Genomic DNA, 20470 nt, shown 5'->3' with positions numbered 1-20470 from the left:
CCGCCGCATCGACCTCGGGAAATCCATGACACGAACGACGCGATTGTGAACTGAAATGAAAGCGAGCTGAAAGTGCGCCGCAATTAACATCCGCGTCACTCGAACAACACCTAGACGTAACTGGAGGAAGACATGCCGTTTGCACCGAAGCACCTCGCCGCCGCGCTGGCGGTCGTTCTGGGCACTGCCGCGGGCAGCGCCGCCGCGCAGGTTCCGGCCGGGTATCCGGGGAGTTACCAGGGCGTGATCGACGCCGCGAAGAAGGAAGGCAAGCTGATCGTCTACTCGACGACCGACACGGGCCTCGTGCGCCCGCTGATCAAGGACTTCGAAAGCCTGTACGGCGTGAAGGTCGAGTACAACGACATGAACAGCACCGAGCTGTACAACCGCTACATCAGCGAGAACGCGGCAAGCAGCACCAGCGCCGACGTGCTGTGGAGCTCGGCGATGGACCTCCAGGTCAAGCTCGTCAACGACGGCCTGATGGCGTCGTACGATTCGCCGGAAGGCCCGAACGTGCCGCAATGGGCGCAATACCAGAAGCAGGCGTACGGCACGACGTTCGAGCCGCTCGCGATCGTCTACAACAAGCGCCTGATCCCCGAAAACGAAGTGCCGAAAACGCGCGCCGACCTGATCAAGCTGCTCACGTCGCAACCGGACAAGTTCAAGGGCAAGCTCACGACCTACGACGTCGAGAAATCCGGCGTCGGCTTCAACGCGCTGACGCAGGACGCGCACCTGAACGAGAAGGTCACGTGGGAACTCGTGAAGGCCATCGGCAAGACCGGCCCGAAGCTGCAATCGAGCACCGGCGCGATGATGGAACGCATCTCGTCGGGCGAAAACCTGATCGGCTACAACATCATCGGTTCGTATGCGTACGCGAAGGCGAAGAAGGACAAGTCGATCGGTTACGTATTCCCGAAGGACTACACGCAGATCGTGAGCCGCCTCGCCACCATCTCGAAGAAGGCGAAGAACCCGAACGCCGCGAAGCTGTGGGTGGACTACCTGCTGTCGAAGCGCGGCCAGACCATGATCGCGAACCAGGCGAACCTGTACGCGATCCGCACGGACGTGACCGGCGAGACGTCGGCCGCGAGCCTCACGAAGGAACTCGGCGATTCGCTGAAGCCGATCCAGATCGGCACCGGCCTGCTCGTCTACCTGGACCAGTCGAAGCGGCTCGCGTTCCTGAAGCAATGGCAGCAGGCGATCAAGAGCTGATCCGCTGATCGGCTGATCGGCTCCGGCTGACCCATGGCCGCCCGCCGCACATCGCGCGGGCGGCCCCTTCCCCTTACCGACTTCCTTGAGGCGGCCATCCGGATGGCCGCAGGGGCGAACTCATGCTTTCAACCAGCACCCGCGGCGCGGCACCGGCCGCGCCACCTGCCGCCGGCCCGCGCGACGCGATTCCCGCGCTGCCGGTCAACAGCCTGCAGCCGCTCGCCGGCATGCTGCGCTGGATCGTCGTCGCGGTACTCACCATCGCTGTCGCGCTGCCGCTCGGCTTCATCCTGTTCCAGAGCCTGCTGTCCGCGCCGTTCTTCGATGCGAACAAGACGCTCGGCATCGAGGGCTTCCGCTTCGTCTTCAGCGATCCCGACTTCTGGTCGGCCGTGAAGAACTCGTTCATCATCGCCGGCGGGATGCTGTTCATCTCGATCCCGCTCGGCGGCATCCTCGCGTTCCTGATGGTGCGCACCGACCTGCCCGGCCGCCGCTGGCTCGAACCGCTGCTGCTCACGCCCGTGTTCGTGTCGCCGATGGTGCTCGCGTTCGGCTACGTGGTCGCGGCCGGCCCGGTCGGCTTCTATTCGGTGTGGTTCAAGGAACTGTTCGGGGTACAGAACGTGCCCTGGAACGTGTATTCGATCTTCGCGATCACGGTGATCGTCGGCCTCACGCACGTGCCGCACGTGTACCTGTATTCGTCGGCCGCGCTGCGCAACCTCGGCTCGGACGTCGAGGAAGCCGCGCGCGTCACTGGCGCCCGCCCGTTCCGCGTCGCGCTCGACGTGAGCCTGCCGATGACGATGCCCGCGCTGCTGTTCGCCGGCGTGCTGGTGTTCTTCCTCGGCTTCGAGGTGTTCGGGCTGCCGCTCGTGCTCGGCGACCCGGAAGGCCACCTCGTGCTCGCGACCTACCTGTACAAGCTGACCAACAAGCTCGGCGTGCCGTCGTATCACCTGATGGCCGCGGTCGCGGTGTGCATCGTCGCGATCACGTTCCCGCTCGTGCTGCTGCAGCGCCGGCTGCTGAAGACGGCGAACCGCTTCGTCACCGTGAAGGGCAAGGCCGGCCGTACGACGGTGCTGCCGCTCGGCGTGTGGCGCTGGGTTGCGCTCGCGATCGTCGTGCTGTGGCTGATGCTGACCGTGATCGTCCCGATCTCGGGCATCGTGCTGCGCGCGTTCGTGACCAACTGGGGCGAAGGCGTCGCGCTCGCCGAGGTGCTGACGCTGTCGAACTTCACCGAACTGTTCGAGCAGGACAACCTCGTGCGCGCGATCGTCAACACGCTCGGCATCGGCGTGATCGGCGGCGCGCTCGCGATCGGCTTCTACTCGCTCGTCGCGTTCGCCGGCCACCGCCGCCCCGACTGGGCGACCAAGCTGCTCGACTACCTCGTGCTGCTGCCGCGTGCGGTGCCCGGCCTGCTCGCCGGTCTCGCGTTCCTGTGGATCTTCCTGTTCGTGCCCGGCCTGCGCGAGCTGAAGAACTCGATGTGGAGCATCTGGATCGCGTACACGGTCGTGTGGCTCGCATACGGGATGCGGCTCATCCAGAGCGCGCTGCTGCAGGTCGGCCCGGAACTCGAGGAAGCCGGCCGCAGCGTCGGCGCGACCCGCAGCCGCGTGTCGCTCGACGTGACGCTGCCGCTCGTACGCTTCGGCCTGCTCGCCGCGTGGTTGCTGATCTTCATGATCTTCGAGCGCGAATACTCGACGGCCGTCTACCTGCTGTCGCCCGGCACCGAAGTGATCGGCGCGCTGCTCGTGTCGCTGTGGGCGACCGGCGCCGTCGACCAGGTCGCCGCGCTTTCTGTCATCAACATCGCGATGGTCGGCGCCGGTCTCGGCGTGGCCCTGCGCTTCGGAGTGAAACTTCATGGATAAGCTCATCGTCGACGACCTGCATCTCAGCTACGGCGCCAATCCGATCCTCAAGGGCGTGTCGTTCGAACTGAAGGCCGGCGAAGTCGTGTGCCTGCTCGGCGCGTCGGGCAGCGGCAAGACCACGCTGCTGCGCGCGGTGGCCGGCCTCGAACAGCCGTCCGACGGCCGCATCCAGCTCGACGACCGCGTGTTCTTCGACGGCGCGCAGCGCGTCGACCTGCCCGTCGAACAGCGCTCGCTCGGCCTCGTGTTCCAGTCCTACGCGCTGTGGCCGCACCGCACCGTCGCCGACAACGTCGGCTACGGGCTGAAGCTGCGCCGCGTCGCGCCGGCCGAACAGAAGCGCCGCGTGCAGACCGCGCTCGACCAGCTCGGCCTCGGCCATCTCGCGGAACGCTTCCCGCATCAGTTGTCGGGCGGCCAGCAGCAGCGTGTCGCGATCGCCCGCGCGCTCGTCTACAACCCGCCGGTGATTTTGCTCGACGAGCCGCTGTCGAACCTCGACGCGAAACTGCGCGAGGAAGCGCGCGCGTGGCTGCGCGAGCTGATCGTGTCGCTCGGGCTGTCGGCCCTGTGCGTGACGCACGACCAGACCGAGGCGATGGCGATGTCCGACCGCATCCTGCTGCTGCGCAACGGCCGCATCGAGCAGGAAGGCACGCCGGCCGAGCTGTACGGCGCGCCGCGCTCGCTGTACACGGCCGAGTTCATGGGCAGCAACAACCGGATCGACGCGCGCGTCGCGGCCATCGACGGGGAACGCGTGACGCTCGCCGGCGACGGCTGGGAGCTGCAGGCCCTCGCCCGCGACACGTTCGCGCCGGGCCAGGACGCGCAGGCCGTGATCCGCCTCGAACGCGTGCAGGTCGCCGACGGCCCGGGCGCGAACCGGCTGCAGGCCGACCTCGTCACGTCGATGTATCTCGGCGATCGCTGGGAGTACCTGTTCCATTGCGGCGAGATGCGCCTTCGCGCATTCGGCCACGTGCCGCGCGCCGCGGGCAAGCACTGGATCGAATTCCCGACCAACGACTGCTGGGCGTTCGCGAAAGCGGGCTGACCTGCGCGCGGCGGCAGCACGCTCGCCGTCGCGCACGCATACCGCGCACATCTCGTCATGGGATGACATGCCTTCCGGCGGACGTCTTCCGGCGTCTGTCGTGGGCTGCTGCGCGCCGCATCCGTTTCACCCCAACCCACAAGAACCAAGGAGACACCGTCAATGAAGTCACGCGCAGAACGTTCGATTCGCACAGTAGTCCTCACGGGATCGGCCACCGCGGCCTGCATCGCCGCATCCGTCGCACACGCACAGTCGTCGGTCACGATGTACGGGATCATGGATGCCGGCATCGAATACACGAACCACGCGGCGCCGGAGGGCGGCAGCTCGGTCAAGCTGAAGTCGGGCAACAAGAACACGTCGCGCTGGGGCCTGCGCGGCGTCGAGGATCTCGGCGGCGGGCTGAAGGCCGTGTTCCGCCTCGAAAGCGGGATCGACCTCGCGAACGGCGCGCTCGACGACGGCCCCGATTCGATCTTCGCGCGCCGCGCGACGGTCGGCCTGAAAAGCAAATGGGGCGAACTGACGCTCGGCCGCAACTACACCGTCACCTACGACTACATGCTGCCGTTCGACCCGATGGGGTACGCGCAGAACTACTCGTGGGCATCGGCGGCGACGGCGACGGGCGGCCGCAAGGACGGCATGTTCACGCGCTCGTCGAACGCGGTGCGCTACGACGGCGAATTCAGCGGGTTCAAGTTCGGCGCGCTGTACGGCTTCGGCAACGTGCCGGGCAGCGTGAAGACCAGCTCCAAATACGATTTCGCGGTCGGCTACGAGAAAGGCCCGTTCGCGGCGGTGGTCACGTTCGACAGGCAGAACGGCGCGGCCGACAGCGTCACGCCGGCCGATACCGTCAACTACATCCAGGGCATCCATGCGGGCCTGAGCTACGACTTCGGCAACCTGAAGACGATGGCCGGCTATCGCAACTACAAGCGCACGTTCCGCACCACGGCGGCGAACCAGTTGAGCGACACGTACTGGCTCGGCGGCTCGTACCAGTTCACACCGGCGTTCTCGCTGATCGCGGCCGTCTATCACCAGAACATCAAGGGCGGCAGCGATGCCGACCCGACGCTCGTGTCGTTGCGCGCGAACTACGCGCTGTCGAAGCGTACGGTGCTGTACGCGGCCGGCGCGTTCGCGATCGCGAAGCACGACCAGAAGGTCGGTGTGTCGCGCGATTTCGTGGGCTACGGCACCACGCAGGTCGGTGTGACTGCGGGGATTCAGCAGCGGTTCTGAGTTTGACGATACGGGCGGCGAGCGGTCTTCGAATCGCGCCGCCCGTCTTGTGCGGTTCATTGCGCGCGTGCCGCCCTGCATCGCATCCGCCGCGCGCATCAGCGTGACAACGGGCGATCGGCCAGCTTCCCGCACACGACGGCCGTGCCCTCATCCGCGGCCCTTGCCGGTCACTCGCCATGCATCGTGAACACCGGGCGAACGAGGCTGCTCGTATCGCTCCAGTGCTCGCCAACCGCCGACAGCGGCACCGTGCGCGTGTCGATCGTCAGCCCCGCCGGTCCGGCCGCGTCGAACACACCGCGCACCGACGCCAGCAAGCGCGGCAGCGACACGCTGCCGATGCCGCTGCCCATCAGTTCGATCGCGGTCGCCCGCAGCACCGCCCCCGGCAGCAGCACGTCCGCGCCGCCGATCGAGCCGATCTGCACGAAACGCAGCCGGCGGCCCTCGGGCGTCGCCTTCGCGGCGGCCACCAGCAGCGTCTGCGCGCTGGCGCCCCACAGATAATCGAGCACGACGTCCACGCCCGCGCGGAAATACGGTTCGAGCGCGCGCGCCAGATGTGCGTCGTCCTGCTGCAACGACACGACGGCATCCGCGCCGGCATTCAGCAACGCCTGCAGCGCGGCCGCGTTGCGGCCCGTCGCGATCACCTTCGCGGCGCCGAGATGCTTCGCGATCCGAACCGCCAGCCGCCCCGACGTACCTGTCGCACCGTTGACGAGCACCGTCTCGCCCGCGACGAGCCGCGCGCGTTCGGTCAGCGCCGCCCACGACGACATCCCGGGAATCGCGATCGCGGCCGCCGTGACGTCGTCGAGCGTATCCGGCAGCGGCACGCACTGCGTATCGGGCGCGATCGTGCGTTCGGCCATCGCGCCGAACGGTGCGGGCGCGCCGAAGAAGTAGACACGCTGCCCGTCGTCGAGACGGCGGCCAACCCCGTCGACGCCAACGACGAACGGATAACGCCCCTCCGACGAGTAATGCGTGCCGGCCGCGCGCCCCTGCGCGATCCGGCTCAGCGCGGACGCCGTCACGTCGATCAGGCTGTGGCCCGGCATCGCGTGCGGCGCATCGAACTCCATATGAACGGGCCGCACGCCGGCGCCCGTCACGACTGCTGCTTTCATGGTGACTCCTTGAATCGGGGATCCCGATCGACGGTTCCGGTGCGCATCAGCGTGCGTCGAGCCACGCGCGCAGCGCGGGATCGCGCACTTCCAGCACGTCGAACAGGCCGAGCGCACGCAGCGCGGGCAACGCATCGATCGCGTCGGCTTCCGCGCGCGCCCGGTCGGCGGGCGCGGCGTTCGGGTCGGTCAGCACCCGCGCGTTGACCAGGAACGCACCGACGGTCCCCTTGCGGATCGTCGTATCGCCGAGCGTGATCCGGTCGGTCTGGTCGGGAAGCATCTGTTCGGCTCGCATCGTGTCGTACTCCGGTTGTTATCGATGGACGCAGTGTAGGCGTGCAAATTCGGCCGATCTCCGGTATAACGGCCATTCGATACCGATATCCGGCCATGTCCGATCCGCTCCTGCCCGCCCGCTTCGTCACGTCCGACGACGGCCCGTTCGTCGTTGCCGCCATGCTGTCGCAACGCGACCCGCGCGTGACGCCACCTCATTCGCATGCGCGCGGCCAGCTCGTCGGCGCGCTGAGCGGGTTGCTGACGATCGGCCTCGACGACCAGGACTGGGTCGTGCCGGCGATCCATGCGATCTGGATTCCACCGCATTGCCGCCATTCGTTGCATTCGTTCGGGCCGATTTCCGGCTGGTCGGCGTTCATCGCCGAAGCGCGCTGCGCGGCGCTGCCGTATACCCCGCGCGCGATCCGCACGACGCCGCTGCTGCGCGAAGCCGTGCAGCGCGCGGCGAGTTGGGAGGGTTCAGAGCTGGATGCCGCTCGAACCCGGATCGCCGACGTGATCCTCGATGAAATCGCGTCGTCGGAAGTCGAGGCGCTGGGGCTGGCGCGGCCGCAGGATCCGCGGCTGACGAGGATCACCGATGCGCTTGCCGCGGATCTCGCGGACAACCGGCGGCTGGAGGAATGGGCCGAATGGGCGGGAATCAGCGCGCGGACGATGAGCCGCCGCTTCGTGGCCGAGACGGGGCTGACGTTCGCGCAGTGGCGTCAGCAGGCCCGGCTGCTGCGGGCGCTGGAGAAAATCGCCGACGGCGTGCCGGTGACGACGATCGCGCTCGATCTCGGGTACGACAACGTGAGCGCGTTCATCGACATGTTCAGGCGGGCGTTGGGGACGACGCCGGGGAAGTATATGGAACTTACAAGGCGTGAAACCAAGAATGGTGGAGGTCAGTCATAGCCCATTCGCAGCGCCTGTGCCTGTCGACTCAACTCCGCCCATCGAACTCGCCGCATATCAATCGCGCGCCATCCGGAAATGCGGTAGATCGATGACGCGAGGACGTCGAAAATCGCCGGTCCGCCGACACAAGGTTGCCTGCGACTCCAGCCGATCGATCTCCGTTGTGTGGGCGCCTATAAGCATTCTTGCAACCCGTCGCACGGCGCTTCGCGCGTAAGCGTGGAGCCGATACCGTGTTGACGGCGTGAGTTACCGGTTTCCCCAACGATTGGAAGCCATGCGTAGCAGCGTGGCATTGGCAGCACGCAGATCGAACAGTTCTGCGTCGAAGCCGGGGCCGACCCAGTTTCGGTAATAGTCAGCTTCTTCGCTATTCGGATCGTTGCATAGCGCGCTCAGGAACGCTTCGTAGCCATGCGGGCCGCCAACATCCTCTGGCGGGCACGCGCGAGCACCATCAATGACCTGGGCCGCGCCCCACGGTTCGCTCTCAATGGTTTCCACTTTCTCAACGACGATGGCGTGATCCCAGCCGTCTCCGAAGTCGTACCGGTAGAGGAAGCGCGAGCCGGGTTTCAGGACCTTCTGCAGTCGAACCTTCCGGTCATCGGCGCTCGTGCCCGGGTCGGCGAAGTCCAGCACGTCGTCGACCTCGAACATGGCATAGGTCATACCATCGATCAGGAAGTCGTGCAGGTGGGTGTCCTCCCAACCGAAGGCCGCTTGCAGGATATGGTGCAGCTTGCGCAGCGACTCGGTTCCTTCAACCTCGATCCTGCGCCAGATGGGCGGCTCGATGTGTTGAAGCTGCACGTGCAGGGTAAAGCGCTGGAACGATTTCGCCATCTGATCTCCGGGTGAACGGGAAGCCAGCGGCATTATCGCCTTACGATGCCAGGGTGGTCATGTTCCATGGCAGCAGGTCTTCGACCCGGTTGCTCGGATGGTCCGCGATGCGCGTGAGTACGGCGCGCAGATACGCCTCGGGATCGAGGCCGTTGAGCTTGGCCGTACCGATCAGACTGTAGATTGCCGCCGCACGCTCGCCACCTGAGTCCGCACCGGCGAACAGGTAGTTCCGGCGCCCGATCGCCACCCCGCGCAACGCGCGCTCAACTGGCAGGTTATCGATTTCCAGATGCCCGTCGTCACAGTAGCGCGTAAGCGCTTCTCACCGGTTCAGCGCATAGAGAATCGCCCGACTCGTGTCGGATTTGCGCGAGAGCGTCTCCAGCGTGGCACTCAGCCACGCATGGAGCTGATCGAGCAAGGGCCTGCTATGTGTTTGCCGGTACGCCTGTCGCTCATCGGGCGGCTTGCCCCGGATCGCTTCCTCGATCTTGTACAACGCGCCGATACGCTCCAGCGCCTCGGTGTTCAAGGCATTCGGGCGTGCGGCGTGCAGTTCGTAGAACTGTCGCCGAGCATGTGCCCAGCAAGCTGCTTCGGCTACCCGCCCGGTTTCGTAAATCGCCTGATATCCGCCGTAGGCATCCGCCTGCAGCGTGCCGTTGAACGATTCGAGATGCTGCTGCGGATGGACGTCCTTGCGGTCGGCCGTATAGGCGAACCAGACGGCCGGCGGCGTCATGTCGCCCGAGTTCCGATCGTCGCGCACGTAGACCCACAGCCGTCCGGTTTTCGTCTTGCCATTGCCTGGCGCGAGCACAGGCACTGGCGTATCGTCGGCATGCAGTTTGGTGGCTGCCATGACGTGCCGGCGTAAGGTGTCGACCAGCGGTTGCATCAGGCTCGCACCATGACCCACCCATTTCGCAAGCAGCGAGCGGTCCAGATCGACACCCTCGCGCGCATAGATCGCCGACTGGCGGTACAGCGGCAGATGGTCCGCGAACTTCGAGACCAGCACATGGGCCAGCAAGCCCGGGCCAGCAAGGCCACGCTCGATGGGGCGGCTCGGCACAGCAGCTTGTGTAATGTGGTCGCAGCACGAGCATGCCAGTTTAGGGCGCATATGGCGGATTGATCCGCTTTAGGAATCCTGGACCGATCCGAGCGTGAGTTTTGCGGCAAACTTGACCCTGAGCCAGGAGGTGGTTTGTCATGAAACGGAAACGCTTTTCGATCGAACAGATTGTGGCGGTGCTCAAGCAAGCCGAGCTGGGCATGCCCGTGGCCGATGTGATCCGGCAGGTCGGTATTTCGGAACAGACGTTCTATCGGTGGAAGAAGCAATATGCCGGAATGCAGTCAGATCAGGTGCGCGAGCTCAAGCAACTGCAGGAGGAGAACGCGCGGCTGAAGAAGCTGGTTGCCGAACTGAGCCTGGACAAGGCCATTCCGCAGGATGTTGCATCAAAAAAGTGGCCCGGCCCGCGCTGAGACGAGACGTGGTGGATTATGTGGTGAGCCACTACGGATTGACGATGAGGCGGGCCTGTCGGCTCGTGAAGCAACCGCGCAGCGTTCAGCATTACCGAAGCATCAAAGACCCCCGCCCAGAGCTTCGGTCGAGGATGCGCGAGATTGCCCATACGAGGGTGCGCTACGGCTATCGACGTGTCCACGTGCTGTTGCGCCGGGAAGGCTGGCAGTTGGGCCGGTGTATTGCGAAGAGCAGTTGCAGTTGCGCTCGAAGTTGCCGAAGCGACGAAAGATGGTGGTGACGCGGGTGGCGAAGATCGTTCCGATCAAACCAAACGACGCTTGGAGTATGGATTTTTCTATGGTCCACCCGCAAACCGCAAGCGCAGACTGGTGGCGATAGACGACTCGCGTTTATCTATCCGGCCTATAGCGATCCGATCGAATCAGGATCTGGCCTGCATGATGAAGTCGCACGCTTCCGTCCCAATTAGTGGCGCGGCATGATGTCTGCCGGAAGTCCAGACGGGTTTGGAGAAGCGACGGATGGTCGTTTGCGCCATGCTGATTCGCTGCGCGAGTTGCGGAAAGTAACGGTGGTCAGGGGTAGGGCTATCGGTCTGCTACGGTTCCGGTGCGATAGTTCAGGTTAAACTCTGCGCCACTTCGCATGACAGCCCACGCAATGCGTACGAGTTTGTTTGCCAGTGCGCAGACAGCAACGTGTGCATGCCGGCGCTCGGCGAGTTGCAGTAGCCAGCGCTGTATCGGATCGTTGGGGTGCTTGTCTTTCCACACCCATAGCGCGCGGGCACCCTGCACGAACAGACGCCGCAGATAACTATTTCCCCGCTTTGTAATGCCCAGCAAACGGGGCTTACCGCCGGTTGTATGTTGCTGTGGTACCAACCCTACCCAGGCGGCAAGATCGCGTGCACGCCTAAACGTTGATGCATTGCCGACTGCGGAGACGATGGCGGTCGACAGCAAGACACCGACACCTGGGATCGTTTGAAGGCGCCGGCAAAGATCACTCTCGCGTGCAAGACATTTGAGCCGTTCGTTCATCTGTTCAATGGTTGCTTCCGTGCGGTTCCACATGTCGAACAGCATGCGCCCAAGATCGCGCATCATGGGAGTAAGGCCGGAGTCTTCCTTCTCAAGCAGAGCGGGCAACACAGTGCGAAGGGCATAAAATCCCTGTGCAATCTCAATACCGCGATCTAGCAGCAGTCCGCGAATCTGGTTGGTCAATGCCAGGCGTTGCTGGAGCATGCGTTCGCGGGCGCGATGCAGCGCCTGGACATCCATCTGCTCCTCTGACTTGAGCGGCACAAACCGCATCGTCGGAAGTCGGACAGCTTCGGCAATAGCCTGCGCGTCGTTGAAGTCATTCTTCTGCGATTTGACGAACGGCTTGACGTACTGTGCTGGCAGAAGTTTCACGTCGTGCCCGAAGTCCTGAAATTTGCGGGCCAGATACTGCGAGCCACAGCATGTTTCGATGCCGACAAGGCACGGTGGATGTTGTGCCATAAGCTGCAGGAGTTGATTGCGCCCCAACTTCTCGCGCAGCACGACTTTGCCGGCAGCGTCGCAGCCGACGACGTGGAACCAGCGCTTGCCGAGATCGATTCCTAACGTGACCGAGTTCATGGCAGCCTCCATGGGTGGTAGCGCCACTACGATAGAAGAAGCGGGTGGACCATACCATTAGTGGCCGACCAGCTTGCTGATGGCTCGAAATTTCGCACCTTGACGATCGTGGATGTCTTCACGAAGGAAGCGTTGGCGATCGAAGTCGGACAACGGCTGAAAGGCGAACACGTGGTGTCTGCACTGAATCGAATCGCCGCTCGGCGCGGCGCTCCGCGGCATCTGTTCGTCGACAACGGCAGCGAATTTTCGGGGCGCCTGCTCGACATGTGGGCGCACCACTATCGGGCCAAAATCGACTTCAGCAGGCCCGGGAAGCCAACGGACAATTGCCACATCGAGACGTTTAACGGATCATTCCGCGACGAGTGCTTGAACCTCCATTGGTTCGAAACGCTGGGCGAGGCCAAAGCGATCGTCGAGGCGTGGCGCCGGGATTACAACGAGAGTCGTCCTCACTCGGCTCTCAAAGAGTTGGCACCAGCCGAATTCGCCCGTCAGCTGGTGCCTTCATCGGGTTCGACTGAACCCGAAACGCCGCAAAAGTCGCTCTAGACCTGGTCCGGGAAACCCAAGCGGATCAGACCGGCAATATTTCCCTGTGCATTTCAAAGTGGAATTCCGACATAGAAATCCAAGTCAGAGGAAAATATGAATCCAATTAAAACACAGCTTGCATCTTTTTTTAAAATCACACCGAGGCCAACAATCGGCGCAGTGCTAGCGCTCTTTGCAGCGTGGTGTCTCATTCTCCTTGGATCGCTCAAGGGCATAATTTATGTCATCCAGAACCCAATTTTAATGATTCATGGCAAACCTGCGTCATATTCAATCACCGCGACCTCCCTCACCCTCCTGGTTCTCCTCCCAACAGTTGGCGGATTTTTTATAATCAACCTAATTCGCCGAAAAAATTGGGCGCGCCAATGGACACTCGGCTGGCTGTTGATCGACGCAGCTCTTCGAATACTGGCAATATTCATCCACACCGAGAAATTCGGATTAGGATTGGTGGATTTTCTACTACTTATCGCGCTAATATTACTATTGATGCCAGAAAGCAAAAAATGGTTCAGAAATGGGCAATTACCCTAAACACTCACCGGGTTCAATGCCAGCAATTCCACCCATCGAGGTAATGAGCGACTCTACATGGCTGCGGCTGGCCAGCCTTCCAAGATCGGCCGCCGGATGCGCTACATTTAGTCGGAGTCCGACGCTGCCTGGCACTCGACGATTGAATGGCCACTCTCTGGCGCCCCGAACGATCGCAGTCGACAACAGCCGTCCCGCGCGGCGACGACGTTAGCCTGAAGCCGATCCCACGGGGCACTCCAGCATGCGTGCGTGCGGACCCTACCTGGCATCATGCACGCTCAACACTGCGCTCCATGCTGCCGAGCACTCTTCCCCTCGGGCCCGTAGCTCAGTTGGTCAGAGCAGTCGACTCATAATCGATTGGTCGCCGGTTCAAATCCGGCCGGGCCCACCATATGAACATCAATACGAACTCGACTGGCCGGTGCCACTCAAAGAAGCAATCACATATGACCTGAGACGTTTCTTGTAGCCATTTGGCAAGTGAGTTCTCTTTTATCCTAGAGGCAAGGAGAACTCGATGAAGAAGCGATTTACCGACGAGCAAGTCATTCGAATCTTGCGCGAGGCCGAGAGCCGGGACGAGCCGGTGAAGGATCTGTGCAAGCGCCACAACATTTCGGAACAGACGTTCTATCGTTGGCGCAACAAGTTCGGCGGGATGGACGTGGCTGACGCGCGTCGGCTCAAAGAGTTGGAATCGGAGAACGATCGGCTCAAGCGGCTGATCGCCGAGCAGATGCTTGTCATCGACGGCCTGAAGGAGTTCAGCCGAAAAAAATGATCACCCCGACGGGCCGGCGTGAAGCGCTGGAAGTCCTGACTCGGCGGGGCTCTCGCAACGCAAGGCATGTCGCTACCTGGGACTGAGCCGCCGAGTGGCGACCTATACGCTCAAGCAACCGGAGAAGGATCGGAGTCTGGGCGAGTGGCTGATGGCGGCCGCGCAAGAGGTGCCGCGCTTCGGCTATCGCCGGATGTCGGCTTGGCTGGCGTTGAGCGAATCGCGCGTGCGGCAAATGTGGCGAGCCCTGCAGCTCAACATTCCGCGTCGCCGTCCTCGCCGACGTCGTTGCGGCAACGACATACGCCTGCCAGGCGCCACGCAGCCCAATTCGGTTTGGAGCTATGACTTCGTGCACGATCAACTGGTGGATGGCCGAACGTTGAAGATGCTATGCGTGATCGATGAATACACCCGCGAGTGCCTGGCGATCGAGGTCGGCGCCAGCCTGCGGTCGCAGGATGTGATTCTGACGCTGTCGCGACTGATGCGCCTGTACGGCAAGCCCGCGTTCGTTCGGTCTGACAACGGTGCCGAATTTACCGCTGCCAGGGTCATGCGCTGGCTGCGGGATGCGGCCATCGGTCCGGCCTTCATCGCGCCCGGCAGTCCGTGGCAAAACGGATTCGTCGAGAGCTTCAACGGCAAGCTACGTGACGAATTGCTGAACCGGGAATGGTTCCGCAGCCGCGCCGAGGCCAAGGTGCTCATCGAACGCTGGCGGCAGTTCTACAGCGAACACCGGCCTCATAGCGCGCACCGCCATCAACCTCCCGCCACGGTCCGTCGAGCCTGGCTGAATTCCGATAATATCGACGCGAGACTCACTGCTTGATTGGTCACAAAATTCCGACTCAGGTCATCAGCGCGCAGACGATGAACCGCCACGTGGTTAATACGTCCCGTCCCCCTTCTTCACCGCCTCGCCCCCTTTCCCCTTGAACTGCTCCGCCAACCGCTCCGCACTCCTCGCCAGCAACGTCGTATCGACCCCGACCGCGACGAACAGCGCTCCCGCGTCCAGATAACGCCGCGCGGCCGCCTCATCCGCGCTGAGAATGCCCGGCGCCTTGCCGGCCGCCTTGATCGCGCGGATCGCACCATCGATCGCGGCCTGCACGTCCGGGTGCCCCGGATGGCCGAGATGTCCGAGATCGGCCGCGAGATCCGCCGGCCCGATGAACACGCCGTCCACGCCCTCGACCCGCGTTATCGCATCGATTGCGTCGAGCCCCGCGCGTGTCTCGACCTGCACGAGCACGGCCATCTCGTCGTTCGCGCGATGCAGGTAATCGCCGACCCGATTCCACCGCGACGCACGCGCCAGCGCGCTGCCCACGCCGCGAATCCCGTGCGGCGGATAACGCGTCGCGGCCACCGCCGCACGCGCCTCGTCGGCGCTCTGCACCATCGGCACGAGCAGCGTCTGCGCGCCGAGATCGAGCACCTGCTTGACGATCACCGGATCGTTCCACGGTACGCGCACGACCGGATGCGACGGATACGGCGCGATTGCCTGCAACTGCGCGAGGATCGTCGGCACCGTGTTCGGCGCATGCTCGCCGTCGATCAGCAGCCAGTCGAAACCGGCGCCCGCGACCACTTCCGCGCTGTACGGATTGGCGAGCCCGAGCCACAGCCCGACCTGCGCGTCGCCGCGCGCGAGCGCGGCCTTGAAGACATTCGTAGGAATCCGCATCGTTCGCTCACCTCACTCGAAGTAGCACTGGATCGTCCCGAGCGGGCCGTAGTCGACGCTGAACGTGTCGCCCGGCCGCGCCGCGCACGGCCGCGTGAACGAACCGCCGAGCACGATCTGCCCCGGCTCCAGCGCGACGTCGAAGCGGGCCAGCCGGTTGGCGAGCCACGCGACGCCGTTCGCCGGATGGTTCAGCACGCCGGCCGCGACGCCCGTTTCCTCGACCACGCCGTTACGCGACATGATCGCCGCGACCCACCGCAGGTCGACGTCCTGCGGCTTCACGGGCCGCCCGCCGATCACCACGCCCGCGTTCGCCGCGTTGTCGGCGATCGTGTCGAACACCTTGCGCGGCCGTTTCGTATCGGGGTCGATCGACTGGCTGCGCGCGTCGATGATCTCGAGCGCGGGCACCACGTAGTCGACTGCGTCGTACACGTCGAAGATCGTGCAGTCCGGGCCGGTGAGCCGCTTGCCGAGCACGAACGCGAGTTCGACCTCGACACGCGGCACGATGAAGCGCCCGGTGGGGATCGTGCCGCCGTCGGCAAAGAACATGTCGTCGAGCAGCGCGCCGTAATCGGGCTCGTCGATCTGCGACGTGTTCTGCATCGCCTTCGACGTGAGGCCGATCTTGTGTCCCTTCAGCGTGCGGCCTTCCGCGAGCTTGAGGGCGACCCACGCGCGCTGGATCGCATACGCGTCGTCGATCGTGATGTCGGGATGGTCGAGCGAGATCTGGCGGATCTGCTTGCGCTCGCGCTCGGCGTCGTGCAGACGCTGCGCGAGCTGGTCGATGAGGGCGGTTTCGAGCATGGTCGGATCGGGAATGGGGTTCAGCCGGCCCGCTTGTAGCGGGCATGGATGTTGTTGTGCTTGTACGAGCCGCTTTCGCTGAACTCGGTCAGTTCCATCGACAGCGCAAGGTACCGTTTCGCGTACAGTTCCGCGAAATGCGCCTTGATCGCGTCGAACAGCGCGTCGCACGCGGCCTTTTTCTGCGCGTCGCTGCGGCCCGAGCCGATCTTCAGCGTCACGTGCACGAACGCATCGTCTTCCGTGCCGTCGGCTACGCAGTAGTCCTGCAGTTCGATCGCGCGCGAGCGGATGCCGCCCGTCGGGAACACGCCGCCCTGCGCGATCAGCGTGGCGTTGATCGTGCGCAGCAGCGCGGGAATGCGTGCGTCGTCGCGGATGTTCGCGGTGTATTCGACGACGATATGTGGCATGGCGGGTCTCCAGTCGAGTGCGTGGCGCGGTGCTCACGCCACCGGAAAGATCGCATTGATCTGCCCGGTACCCGAACTCGCGAAATAGTCGGTGACGATCTCGACGGGTTTATCGTAGCGATCCCAGCCGAGCAGGCCGAGCAGCATCGCGGTGTCGTGCATCCCGCCTTCGCCGTGGCAATGCGTGTTGTACTCGGGCAGCATCGCGCAGAAGGTCTTGAAATCGCCCTGCTTCCACAGCTCGACCACGCGCAGGTCGACCTGCCGGAAGAATTCGCGGCTGATCTGGTGGATCGATTCCTCGGGGCTGCCGTTGTCGTTGAAACGGTGCGACAGCGAGCCGCTCGCGAGGAATGCGACGTTCGAATCGCTCTTTTCGATCGCCTCGAGCAGCGCCTCGCCGAAGCGCCGGCTTTCGTCGAGCTGATGCCACATGCACCAGCCGGCGATCGACACGACCTTGAAGTGCTGGTCGGCGTTCATGTAGCGCATCGGCACGAGCGTGCCGTATTCGAGTTCGAGGCTGTCGATCTCGTGCGCGCGCGTCGCGACGCCGCGCGCGCTGGCCGTCTCGGCGATCAGCCGGCCGAGCGCCGGGTTGCCCGGATACGCATACTCCATGTCACGGATGAAATGCGGCAGCTCGTTGCTCGTGTACGTGCCCGCGAATCGCGCATTGCAGTTCACGTGATAACCGGCGTTGACGAGCCAGTGCACGTCCGACACGACGATCGTGTCGACGCCGAGCGCGCGGCAGCGCTCGCCGATCAGTTGATGGCCGCGGATCGCCGCCTCGCGGCAGCCGTGATGCCTGCCGGGCAGTTCCGACAGGTACATCGACGGCACGTGCGTGATTTTCGCGGCGAGGGACAGTTTGCCCATCGTTCAAGTCTCCGTTTGGTTCTTTCGTGCCGCAGACGACCCGCGCCCGTCACACGCCCCAGCGCGGAATGTGGTGCGAACCCATCGAGATGCACACGTTCTTGATCTCCGCGAACACCTCGAAGCTGTATTCGCCGCCCTCGCGCCCGGTGCCCGATTCCTTCACGCCGCCGAACGGCTGGCGCAGGTCGCGCACGTTCTGGCTGTTCACGAACACCATCCCGGCTTCGATGCCGCGCGCGAGGCGATGCACCTTGCCGACATCCTGCGTCCAGATGTACGACGCAAGGCCGTACGACGTGTCGTTCGCGAGCCGCAGCCCTTCTTCCTCGTCCTCGAACGGAATCAGGCACGCGACCGGCCCGAAGATTTCTTCCTGTGCGACGCGCATCCGGTTGTCGACGTCGGCCAGCACGGTCGGCCGCACGAAGTTGCCGTTGCGCAGGTGGTCGGGCAAGCCCGCCGGCTTGTCGGCGCCGCCCGCGACCACGCGCGCGCCTTCCTGCTCGCCGATGCGGATATAGCCCGTCACCTTTTCCCAGTGCTGGCGCGTGATCATCGCGCCGAGGTTCGTGGCCGGATCGGACGGATCGCCGACCACCAGGTTGTTCGCGCGGCGCGCGAATTCCTGCACGAAGCGATCGTAGATCGTACGCTGCACGAAGATCCGCGAGCCGGCCGTGCAGCGTTCGCCGTTGATCGAGAAGATCGTGAACAGCGACGCGTCGAGCGCGCGGTCGAAATCGGCGTCGTCGAAGATCAGCACCGGCGACTTGCCGCCGAGTTCCATCGAATACTTCTTCAGGCCCGCACGCTCCATGATCCGCTTGCCGGTCACCGTACCGCCGGTGAACGACACCGCACGCACGTCCGGATGGCGTACCAGTGCGTCGCCGGCCGTCGCGCCGTAACCCTGCACGACGTTGAGCACGCCCGGCGGGATGCCGGCTTCGAGCGCGAGGCGGCCGAGCTGGTCGGCCGTCAGCGGCGACAGCTCCGACATCTTCAGCACGGCCGTGTTGCCGAGTGCGAGGCACGGCGCCGTCTTCCACGTCGCGGTCATGAACGGCACGTTCCACGGCGACACCAGCGCGCACACGCCGACCGGCTGGTACAGCGTGTAGTTCAGCATCTGGTCGTCGACCGGATAGGTGCGGCCGTTCATCTGCACGCACACTTCCGCGAAGAAGTTGAAGTTCTCGGACGCGCGCGGAATCAGCTGCTTGCTCGTCTGCGCGATCGGCAGGCCGGTGTCCTGCGTCTCCAGCGCCGCGAGCATCGGCACGTTCTTCTCGATCAGCTCGCCGAGCCTGCGCATCAGCTTCGCGCGCTCCCTGGCGGGCGTGTTCGCCCATTTCGGGAAGGCTTCCTTCGCGGCGCGCACGGCCGCGTCGACTTCGGCCTTGCCGCCCGATGCGACGTCGGTGATGACTTCCCCCGTCGCGGGATTCAGCGTCGTGAACGTCTCGCGGCTCTCGACTTCGCGGCCGTCGATCCAGTGCTTGATGGTCATGCTCTCTCCTTGGGCGACGGGCTCAGCCGGCGCGATAGTAGTCTGCTTCGCCGACGATCGTGTTCACGAGCCGGCCGATCCCTTCGATTTCGGTCACGACCTCGTCGCCCGGCTTCGTGTCCGCCAGCCCCTCGGGCGTACCGGTCAGGATCAGGTCGCCCGGCGAGAGCGTCATGAAGCCGCTGATGTGCTCGATCAACGCCGGCACGTCGAAGATCATGTCGCGCGTGCTGCCGCGCTGCGTCTCCCGGCCGTTCACCGTCGTGCGCAGCGTCAGGTCGCCCGCATCGCCGATCTCGTCGCGGCTGACGAACCACGGCCCGAGCGGCGTGCAGGTGTCGCGGTTCTTCACACGCAGGTTCGGACGGTAGTAGTTCTCGAGATAGTCGCGGATCGCGTAGTCGTTCGCGACCGTGTAGCCGGCCACGTAGTCGAGCGCCTGCGCGCGGCTCACGTTGCGCGCAGGCCGGCCGATCACGACGGCCAGCTCGCACTCGTAATGCATGTGCGTCGCGTCCGCCGGGCGCACCGTGCGCGAACGGTGGCCGATGAACGTATTCGGCCCCTTCAGGAAGATCAGCGGTTCGCTCGGCGCCTTGAACGCGAGTTCCTTCGCGTGGTCGGCGTAGTTGAGGCCGAGCGCGAACGTGGTGCGCGGCGCGACGGGTGGCAGCCACGCAACCGCGTCCTCGGCAACGACCCGCCCCGTGTCGAGACGGATCGCGCCATCGCCGGCCGGTTCGGCCACATGCAATGCGCCGTTGTAGATCACGCGTGCCGTCTTCATCGTGTTTCCTCCGCGATCAGCGTGTGCCGCAACGTGCCGATGCCGGCGGCGGCGATCTCGATCGTGCTGCCCGCGCGGGCGCGCGGTGCGCCGCCCGCGACGCCGAGCAGCAACACATCGCCCGCGTCGAACGACATGAAGGCCGTCACGTCGGCGATCAGTTCGCGCACGGAGCGAATCAGCGTAGACGTCGAGGCGGACACGGCCACCTCGCCGTCGATCCGCACGGTCAGGCCGATCGTGTCGACATCGCCAAGCGCGGCGGCCGGCACGATGGCCGGGCCCATTGGGCAGAAACCGTCGCGGCACTTGAAGCGCACGGCCGGACGGTAGTAGTCGGGATGGGGGACCGACACGTCGCTGGCGAGCGTGAAGCCGTGAAGGTAGTCGAGCGCCCGCGCGGCCGGCACGCGCGTCGCGCGCCGGGCGAACACGACGGCCACCGACGCGCCGATCTCCAGGGCGTCGACGCCGGCCGGCACGACGACGGTCGCGCCGTCGGCCGCATGCGTGTTGGCGGGCTTGATGTACAGGATCGGCGCCTGCGGCGGGCGGCCGTAAGGCGGTGCGTTCACGGCATCGCCGAGTGCGTCGAGCGCCGCACGCTCGTTGAGCAGCGCACCGTAGACGGTACCGATGGCGACCGGCAACGGCGGCGCCGCGGCGGTCATGCAAGACAGCTCCATGCGTCATTCCCCTGCCGCGCGTCGCGG

General features: G+C 64.6%; 17 protein-coding genes, 1 tRNA gene and 4 pseudogenes. 10 read left to right on the top strand and 12 right to left on the bottom strand.

Features of this window, described 5'->3' with window-relative positions; all coding sequences use genetic code 11:
- Positions 1–132 precede the first annotated feature (132 nt).
- From AB3K92_RS14615 to AB3K92_RS14600, 4 genes are all read left to right on the top strand, one after another.
- Entirely contained in the window at positions 133–1233 is a 1101-nt protein-coding gene (locus AB3K92_RS14615) for an ABC transporter substrate-binding protein (RefSeq protein ID WP_059623146.1), read from the top strand.
- Positions 1234–1355: 122 nt separating this feature from the next.
- A complete protein-coding gene (locus tag AB3K92_RS14610) occupies positions 1356–3128 on the top strand; it encodes an iron ABC transporter permease (protein ID WP_124922401.1) in 1773 nt (590 codons plus the stop codon).
- Complete coding sequence (locus tag AB3K92_RS14605; RefSeq protein ID WP_059552334.1) at positions 3121–4188, top strand: ABC transporter ATP-binding protein; 1068 nt, start codon at positions 3121–3123, stop codon at positions 4186–4188. The genes AB3K92_RS14610 and AB3K92_RS14605 overlap by 8 nt, the downstream gene beginning before the upstream one ends.
- A gap of 162 nt (positions 4189–4350) precedes the next feature.
- Positions 4351–5442 (top strand): porin, encoded by a 1092-nt coding sequence (locus AB3K92_RS14600; RefSeq protein ID WP_059552336.1) that lies wholly within the window; start codon positions 4351–4353, stop codon positions 5440–5442.
- A gap of 170 nt (positions 5443–5612) precedes the next feature.
- On the opposite strand, the gene AB3K92_RS14595 is transcribed toward AB3K92_RS14600, so the two are convergent.
- Positions 5613–6578 carry a zinc-binding alcohol dehydrogenase family protein gene (locus AB3K92_RS14595; RefSeq protein ID WP_124587654.1) on the bottom strand — a complete coding sequence of 322 codons (966 nt, stop codon included), beginning with the start codon at positions 6576–6578 and terminating at the stop codon, positions 5613–5615.
- 46 nt (positions 6579–6624) lie between these two features.
- Complete coding sequence (locus tag AB3K92_RS14590) at positions 6625–6876, bottom strand: hypothetical protein (RefSeq protein WP_048021897.1); 252 nt, start codon at positions 6874–6876, stop codon at positions 6625–6627.
- A 95-nt stretch (positions 6877–6971) separates the two neighbouring features.
- On the opposite strand from AB3K92_RS14590, the gene AB3K92_RS14585 reads away from it, so the two are divergent.
- Positions 6972–7781: a helix-turn-helix domain-containing protein gene (locus tag AB3K92_RS14585; protein WP_369465314.1), complete on the top strand. Its 810-nt coding sequence runs from the start codon at positions 6972–6974 to the stop codon at positions 7779–7781.
- Positions 7782–8033: 252 nt separating this feature from the next.
- On the opposite strand, the gene AB3K92_RS14580 is transcribed toward AB3K92_RS14585, so the two are convergent.
- Positions 8034–8630, bottom strand: a complete 597-nt coding sequence (locus AB3K92_RS14580; protein ID WP_059853566.1) for a plasmid pRiA4b ORF-3 family protein — start codon at positions 8628–8630, stop codon at positions 8034–8036.
- Positions 8631–8670: 40 nt separating this feature from the next.
- Positions 8671–9768 (bottom strand): annotated as a pseudogene (locus AB3K92_RS14575) (IS66 family transposase); the annotation flags it as partial.
- 80 nt (positions 9769–9848) lie between these two features.
- Between AB3K92_RS14575 and AB3K92_RS14570 the strand changes: the two are divergent.
- Positions 9849–10467, top strand: a pseudogene (locus AB3K92_RS14570) (transposase); the annotation flags it as partial.
- 254 nt (positions 10468–10721) lie between these two features.
- On the opposite strand, the gene AB3K92_RS14565 reads toward AB3K92_RS14570, so the two are convergent.
- A complete protein-coding gene (locus AB3K92_RS14565; protein ID WP_369465313.1) occupies positions 10722–11765 on the bottom strand; it encodes an IS110 family transposase in 1044 nt (347 codons plus the stop codon).
- Between the two features lie 45 nt (positions 11766–11810).
- Between AB3K92_RS14565 and AB3K92_RS14560 the strand changes: the two are divergent.
- From AB3K92_RS14560 to AB3K92_RS14545, 4 genes and pseudogenes are all read left to right on the top strand, one after another.
- Positions 11811–12320 (top strand): annotated as a pseudogene (locus AB3K92_RS14560) (integrase core domain-containing protein); the annotation flags it as partial.
- Between the two features lie 96 nt (positions 12321–12416).
- Complete coding sequence (locus AB3K92_RS14555) at positions 12417–12860, top strand: hypothetical protein (protein WP_146107403.1); 444 nt, start codon at positions 12417–12419, stop codon at positions 12858–12860.
- Between the two features lie 320 nt (positions 12861–13180).
- Positions 13181–13257, top strand: a tRNA-Ile gene (locus tag AB3K92_RS14550).
- Between the two features lie 126 nt (positions 13258–13383).
- A pseudogene (locus AB3K92_RS14545) lies at positions 13384–14482 on the top strand (IS3 family transposase).
- A gap of 57 nt (positions 14483–14539) precedes the next feature.
- Here the strand turns inward: AB3K92_RS14545 and hpaI are convergent.
- Genes hpaI through AB3K92_RS14510 form a run of 7 tightly spaced genes read right to left on the bottom strand, consistent with a single transcriptional unit; the run spans position 14540 to position 20443 of the window.
- Entirely contained in the window at positions 14540–15346 is an 807-nt protein-coding gene (gene hpaI / locus AB3K92_RS14540) for a 4-hydroxy-2-oxoheptanedioate aldolase (protein WP_059650851.1), read from the bottom strand.
- 12 nt (positions 15347–15358) lie between these two features.
- Entirely contained in the window at positions 15359–16162 is an 804-nt protein-coding gene (gene hpaH / locus AB3K92_RS14535) for a 2-oxo-hept-4-ene-1,7-dioate hydratase (protein ID WP_021164056.1), read from the bottom strand.
- Positions 16163–16182: 20 nt separating this feature from the next.
- Positions 16183–16575: a 5-carboxymethyl-2-hydroxymuconate Delta-isomerase gene (locus tag AB3K92_RS14530; protein ID WP_027791434.1), complete on the bottom strand. Its 393-nt coding sequence runs from the start codon at positions 16573–16575 to the stop codon at positions 16183–16185.
- A 33-nt stretch (positions 16576–16608) separates the two neighbouring features.
- The gene (gene hpaD / locus AB3K92_RS14525; RefSeq protein ID WP_027791433.1) at positions 16609–17457 is read right to left on the bottom strand and encodes a 3,4-dihydroxyphenylacetate 2,3-dioxygenase; all 849 of its coding nucleotides are present in this window, start codon (positions 17455–17457) and stop codon (positions 16609–16611) included.
- Between the two features lie 49 nt (positions 17458–17506).
- A complete protein-coding gene (hpaE, locus tag AB3K92_RS14520; protein ID WP_369465312.1) occupies positions 17507–18970 on the bottom strand; it encodes a 5-carboxymethyl-2-hydroxymuconate semialdehyde dehydrogenase in 1464 nt (487 codons plus the stop codon).
- Between the two features lie 22 nt (positions 18971–18992).
- Entirely contained in the window at positions 18993–19757 is a 765-nt protein-coding gene (locus AB3K92_RS14515) for a fumarylacetoacetate hydrolase family protein (protein ID WP_369465311.1), read from the bottom strand.
- On the bottom strand, positions 19754–20443 hold the full coding sequence (locus tag AB3K92_RS14510) for a fumarylacetoacetate hydrolase family protein (RefSeq protein WP_059591298.1): 690 nt from the start codon (positions 20441–20443) through the stop codon (positions 19754–19756). Before AB3K92_RS14510 ends, AB3K92_RS14515 begins: the two co-directional genes overlap by 4 nt.
- Between the last annotated feature and the right edge of the window lie 27 nt (positions 20444–20470).

This window comes from Burkholderia sp. Bmkn7, from assembly GCF_041103175.1.
In the GTDB taxonomy this organism is placed as follows: domain Bacteria; phylum Pseudomonadota; class Gammaproteobacteria; order Burkholderiales; family Burkholderiaceae; genus Burkholderia; species Burkholderia cepacia.
Note: the sequence above shows the minus strand (reverse complement) of the source record. Positions and strands in the feature narration are given on the sequence as shown.

Bases quoted from the DNA above. Each gene is read 5' to 3' on its own strand.
- hpaE (WP_369465312.1), bottom strand. From the start codon at position 18,970: ATGACCATCAAGCACTGGATCGACGGCCGCGAAGTCGAGAGCCGCGAG.
- AB3K92_RS14580 (WP_059853566.1), bottom strand. From the start codon at position 8,630: ATGGCGAAATCGTTCCAGCGCTTTACCCTGCACGTGCAGCTTCAACAC.
- AB3K92_RS14530 (WP_027791434.1), bottom strand. From the start codon at position 16,575: ATGCCACATATCGTCGTCGAATACACCGCGAACATCCGCGACGACGCA.
- AB3K92_RS14555 (WP_146107403.1), top strand. From the start codon at position 12,417: ATGAATCCAATTAAAACACAGCTTGCATCTTTTTTTAAAATCACACCG.
- AB3K92_RS14565 (WP_369465313.1), bottom strand. From the start codon at position 11,765: ATGAACTCGGTCACGTTAGGAATCGATCTCGGCAAGCGCTGGTTCCAC.
- hpaD (WP_027791433.1), bottom strand. From the start codon at position 17,457: ATGGGCAAACTGTCCCTCGCCGCGAAAATCACGCACGTGCCGTCGATG.
- AB3K92_RS14610 (WP_124922401.1), top strand. From the start codon at position 1,356: ATGCTTTCAACCAGCACCCGCGGCGCGGCACCGGCCGCGCCACCTGCC.
- hpaI (WP_059650851.1), bottom strand. From the start codon at position 15,346: ATGCGGATTCCTACGAATGTCTTCAAGGCCGCGCTCGCGCGCGGCGAC.
- AB3K92_RS14595 (WP_124587654.1), bottom strand. From the start codon at position 6,578: ATGAAAGCAGCAGTCGTGACGGGCGCCGGCGTGCGGCCCGTTCATATG.
- AB3K92_RS14605 (WP_059552334.1), top strand. From the start codon at position 3,121: ATGGATAAGCTCATCGTCGACGACCTGCATCTCAGCTACGGCGCCAAT.
- AB3K92_RS14515 (WP_369465311.1), bottom strand. From the start codon at position 19,757: ATGAAGACGGCACGCGTGATCTACAACGGCGCATTGCATGTGGCCGAA.
- hpaH (WP_021164056.1), bottom strand. From the start codon at position 16,162: ATGCTCGAAACCGCCCTCATCGACCAGCTCGCGCAGCGTCTGCACGAC.
- AB3K92_RS14510 (WP_059591298.1), bottom strand. From the start codon at position 20,443: ATGGAGCTGTCTTGCATGACCGCCGCGGCGCCGCCGTTGCCGGTCGCC.
- AB3K92_RS14600 (WP_059552336.1), top strand. From the start codon at position 4,351: ATGAAGTCACGCGCAGAACGTTCGATTCGCACAGTAGTCCTCACGGGA.
- AB3K92_RS14585 (WP_369465314.1), top strand. From the start codon at position 6,972: ATGTCCGATCCGCTCCTGCCCGCCCGCTTCGTCACGTCCGACGACGGC.
- AB3K92_RS14590 (WP_048021897.1), bottom strand. From the start codon at position 6,876: ATGCGAGCCGAACAGATGCTTCCCGACCAGACCGACCGGATCACGCTC.
- AB3K92_RS14615 (WP_059623146.1), top strand. From the start codon at position 133: ATGCCGTTTGCACCGAAGCACCTCGCCGCCGCGCTGGCGGTCGTTCTG.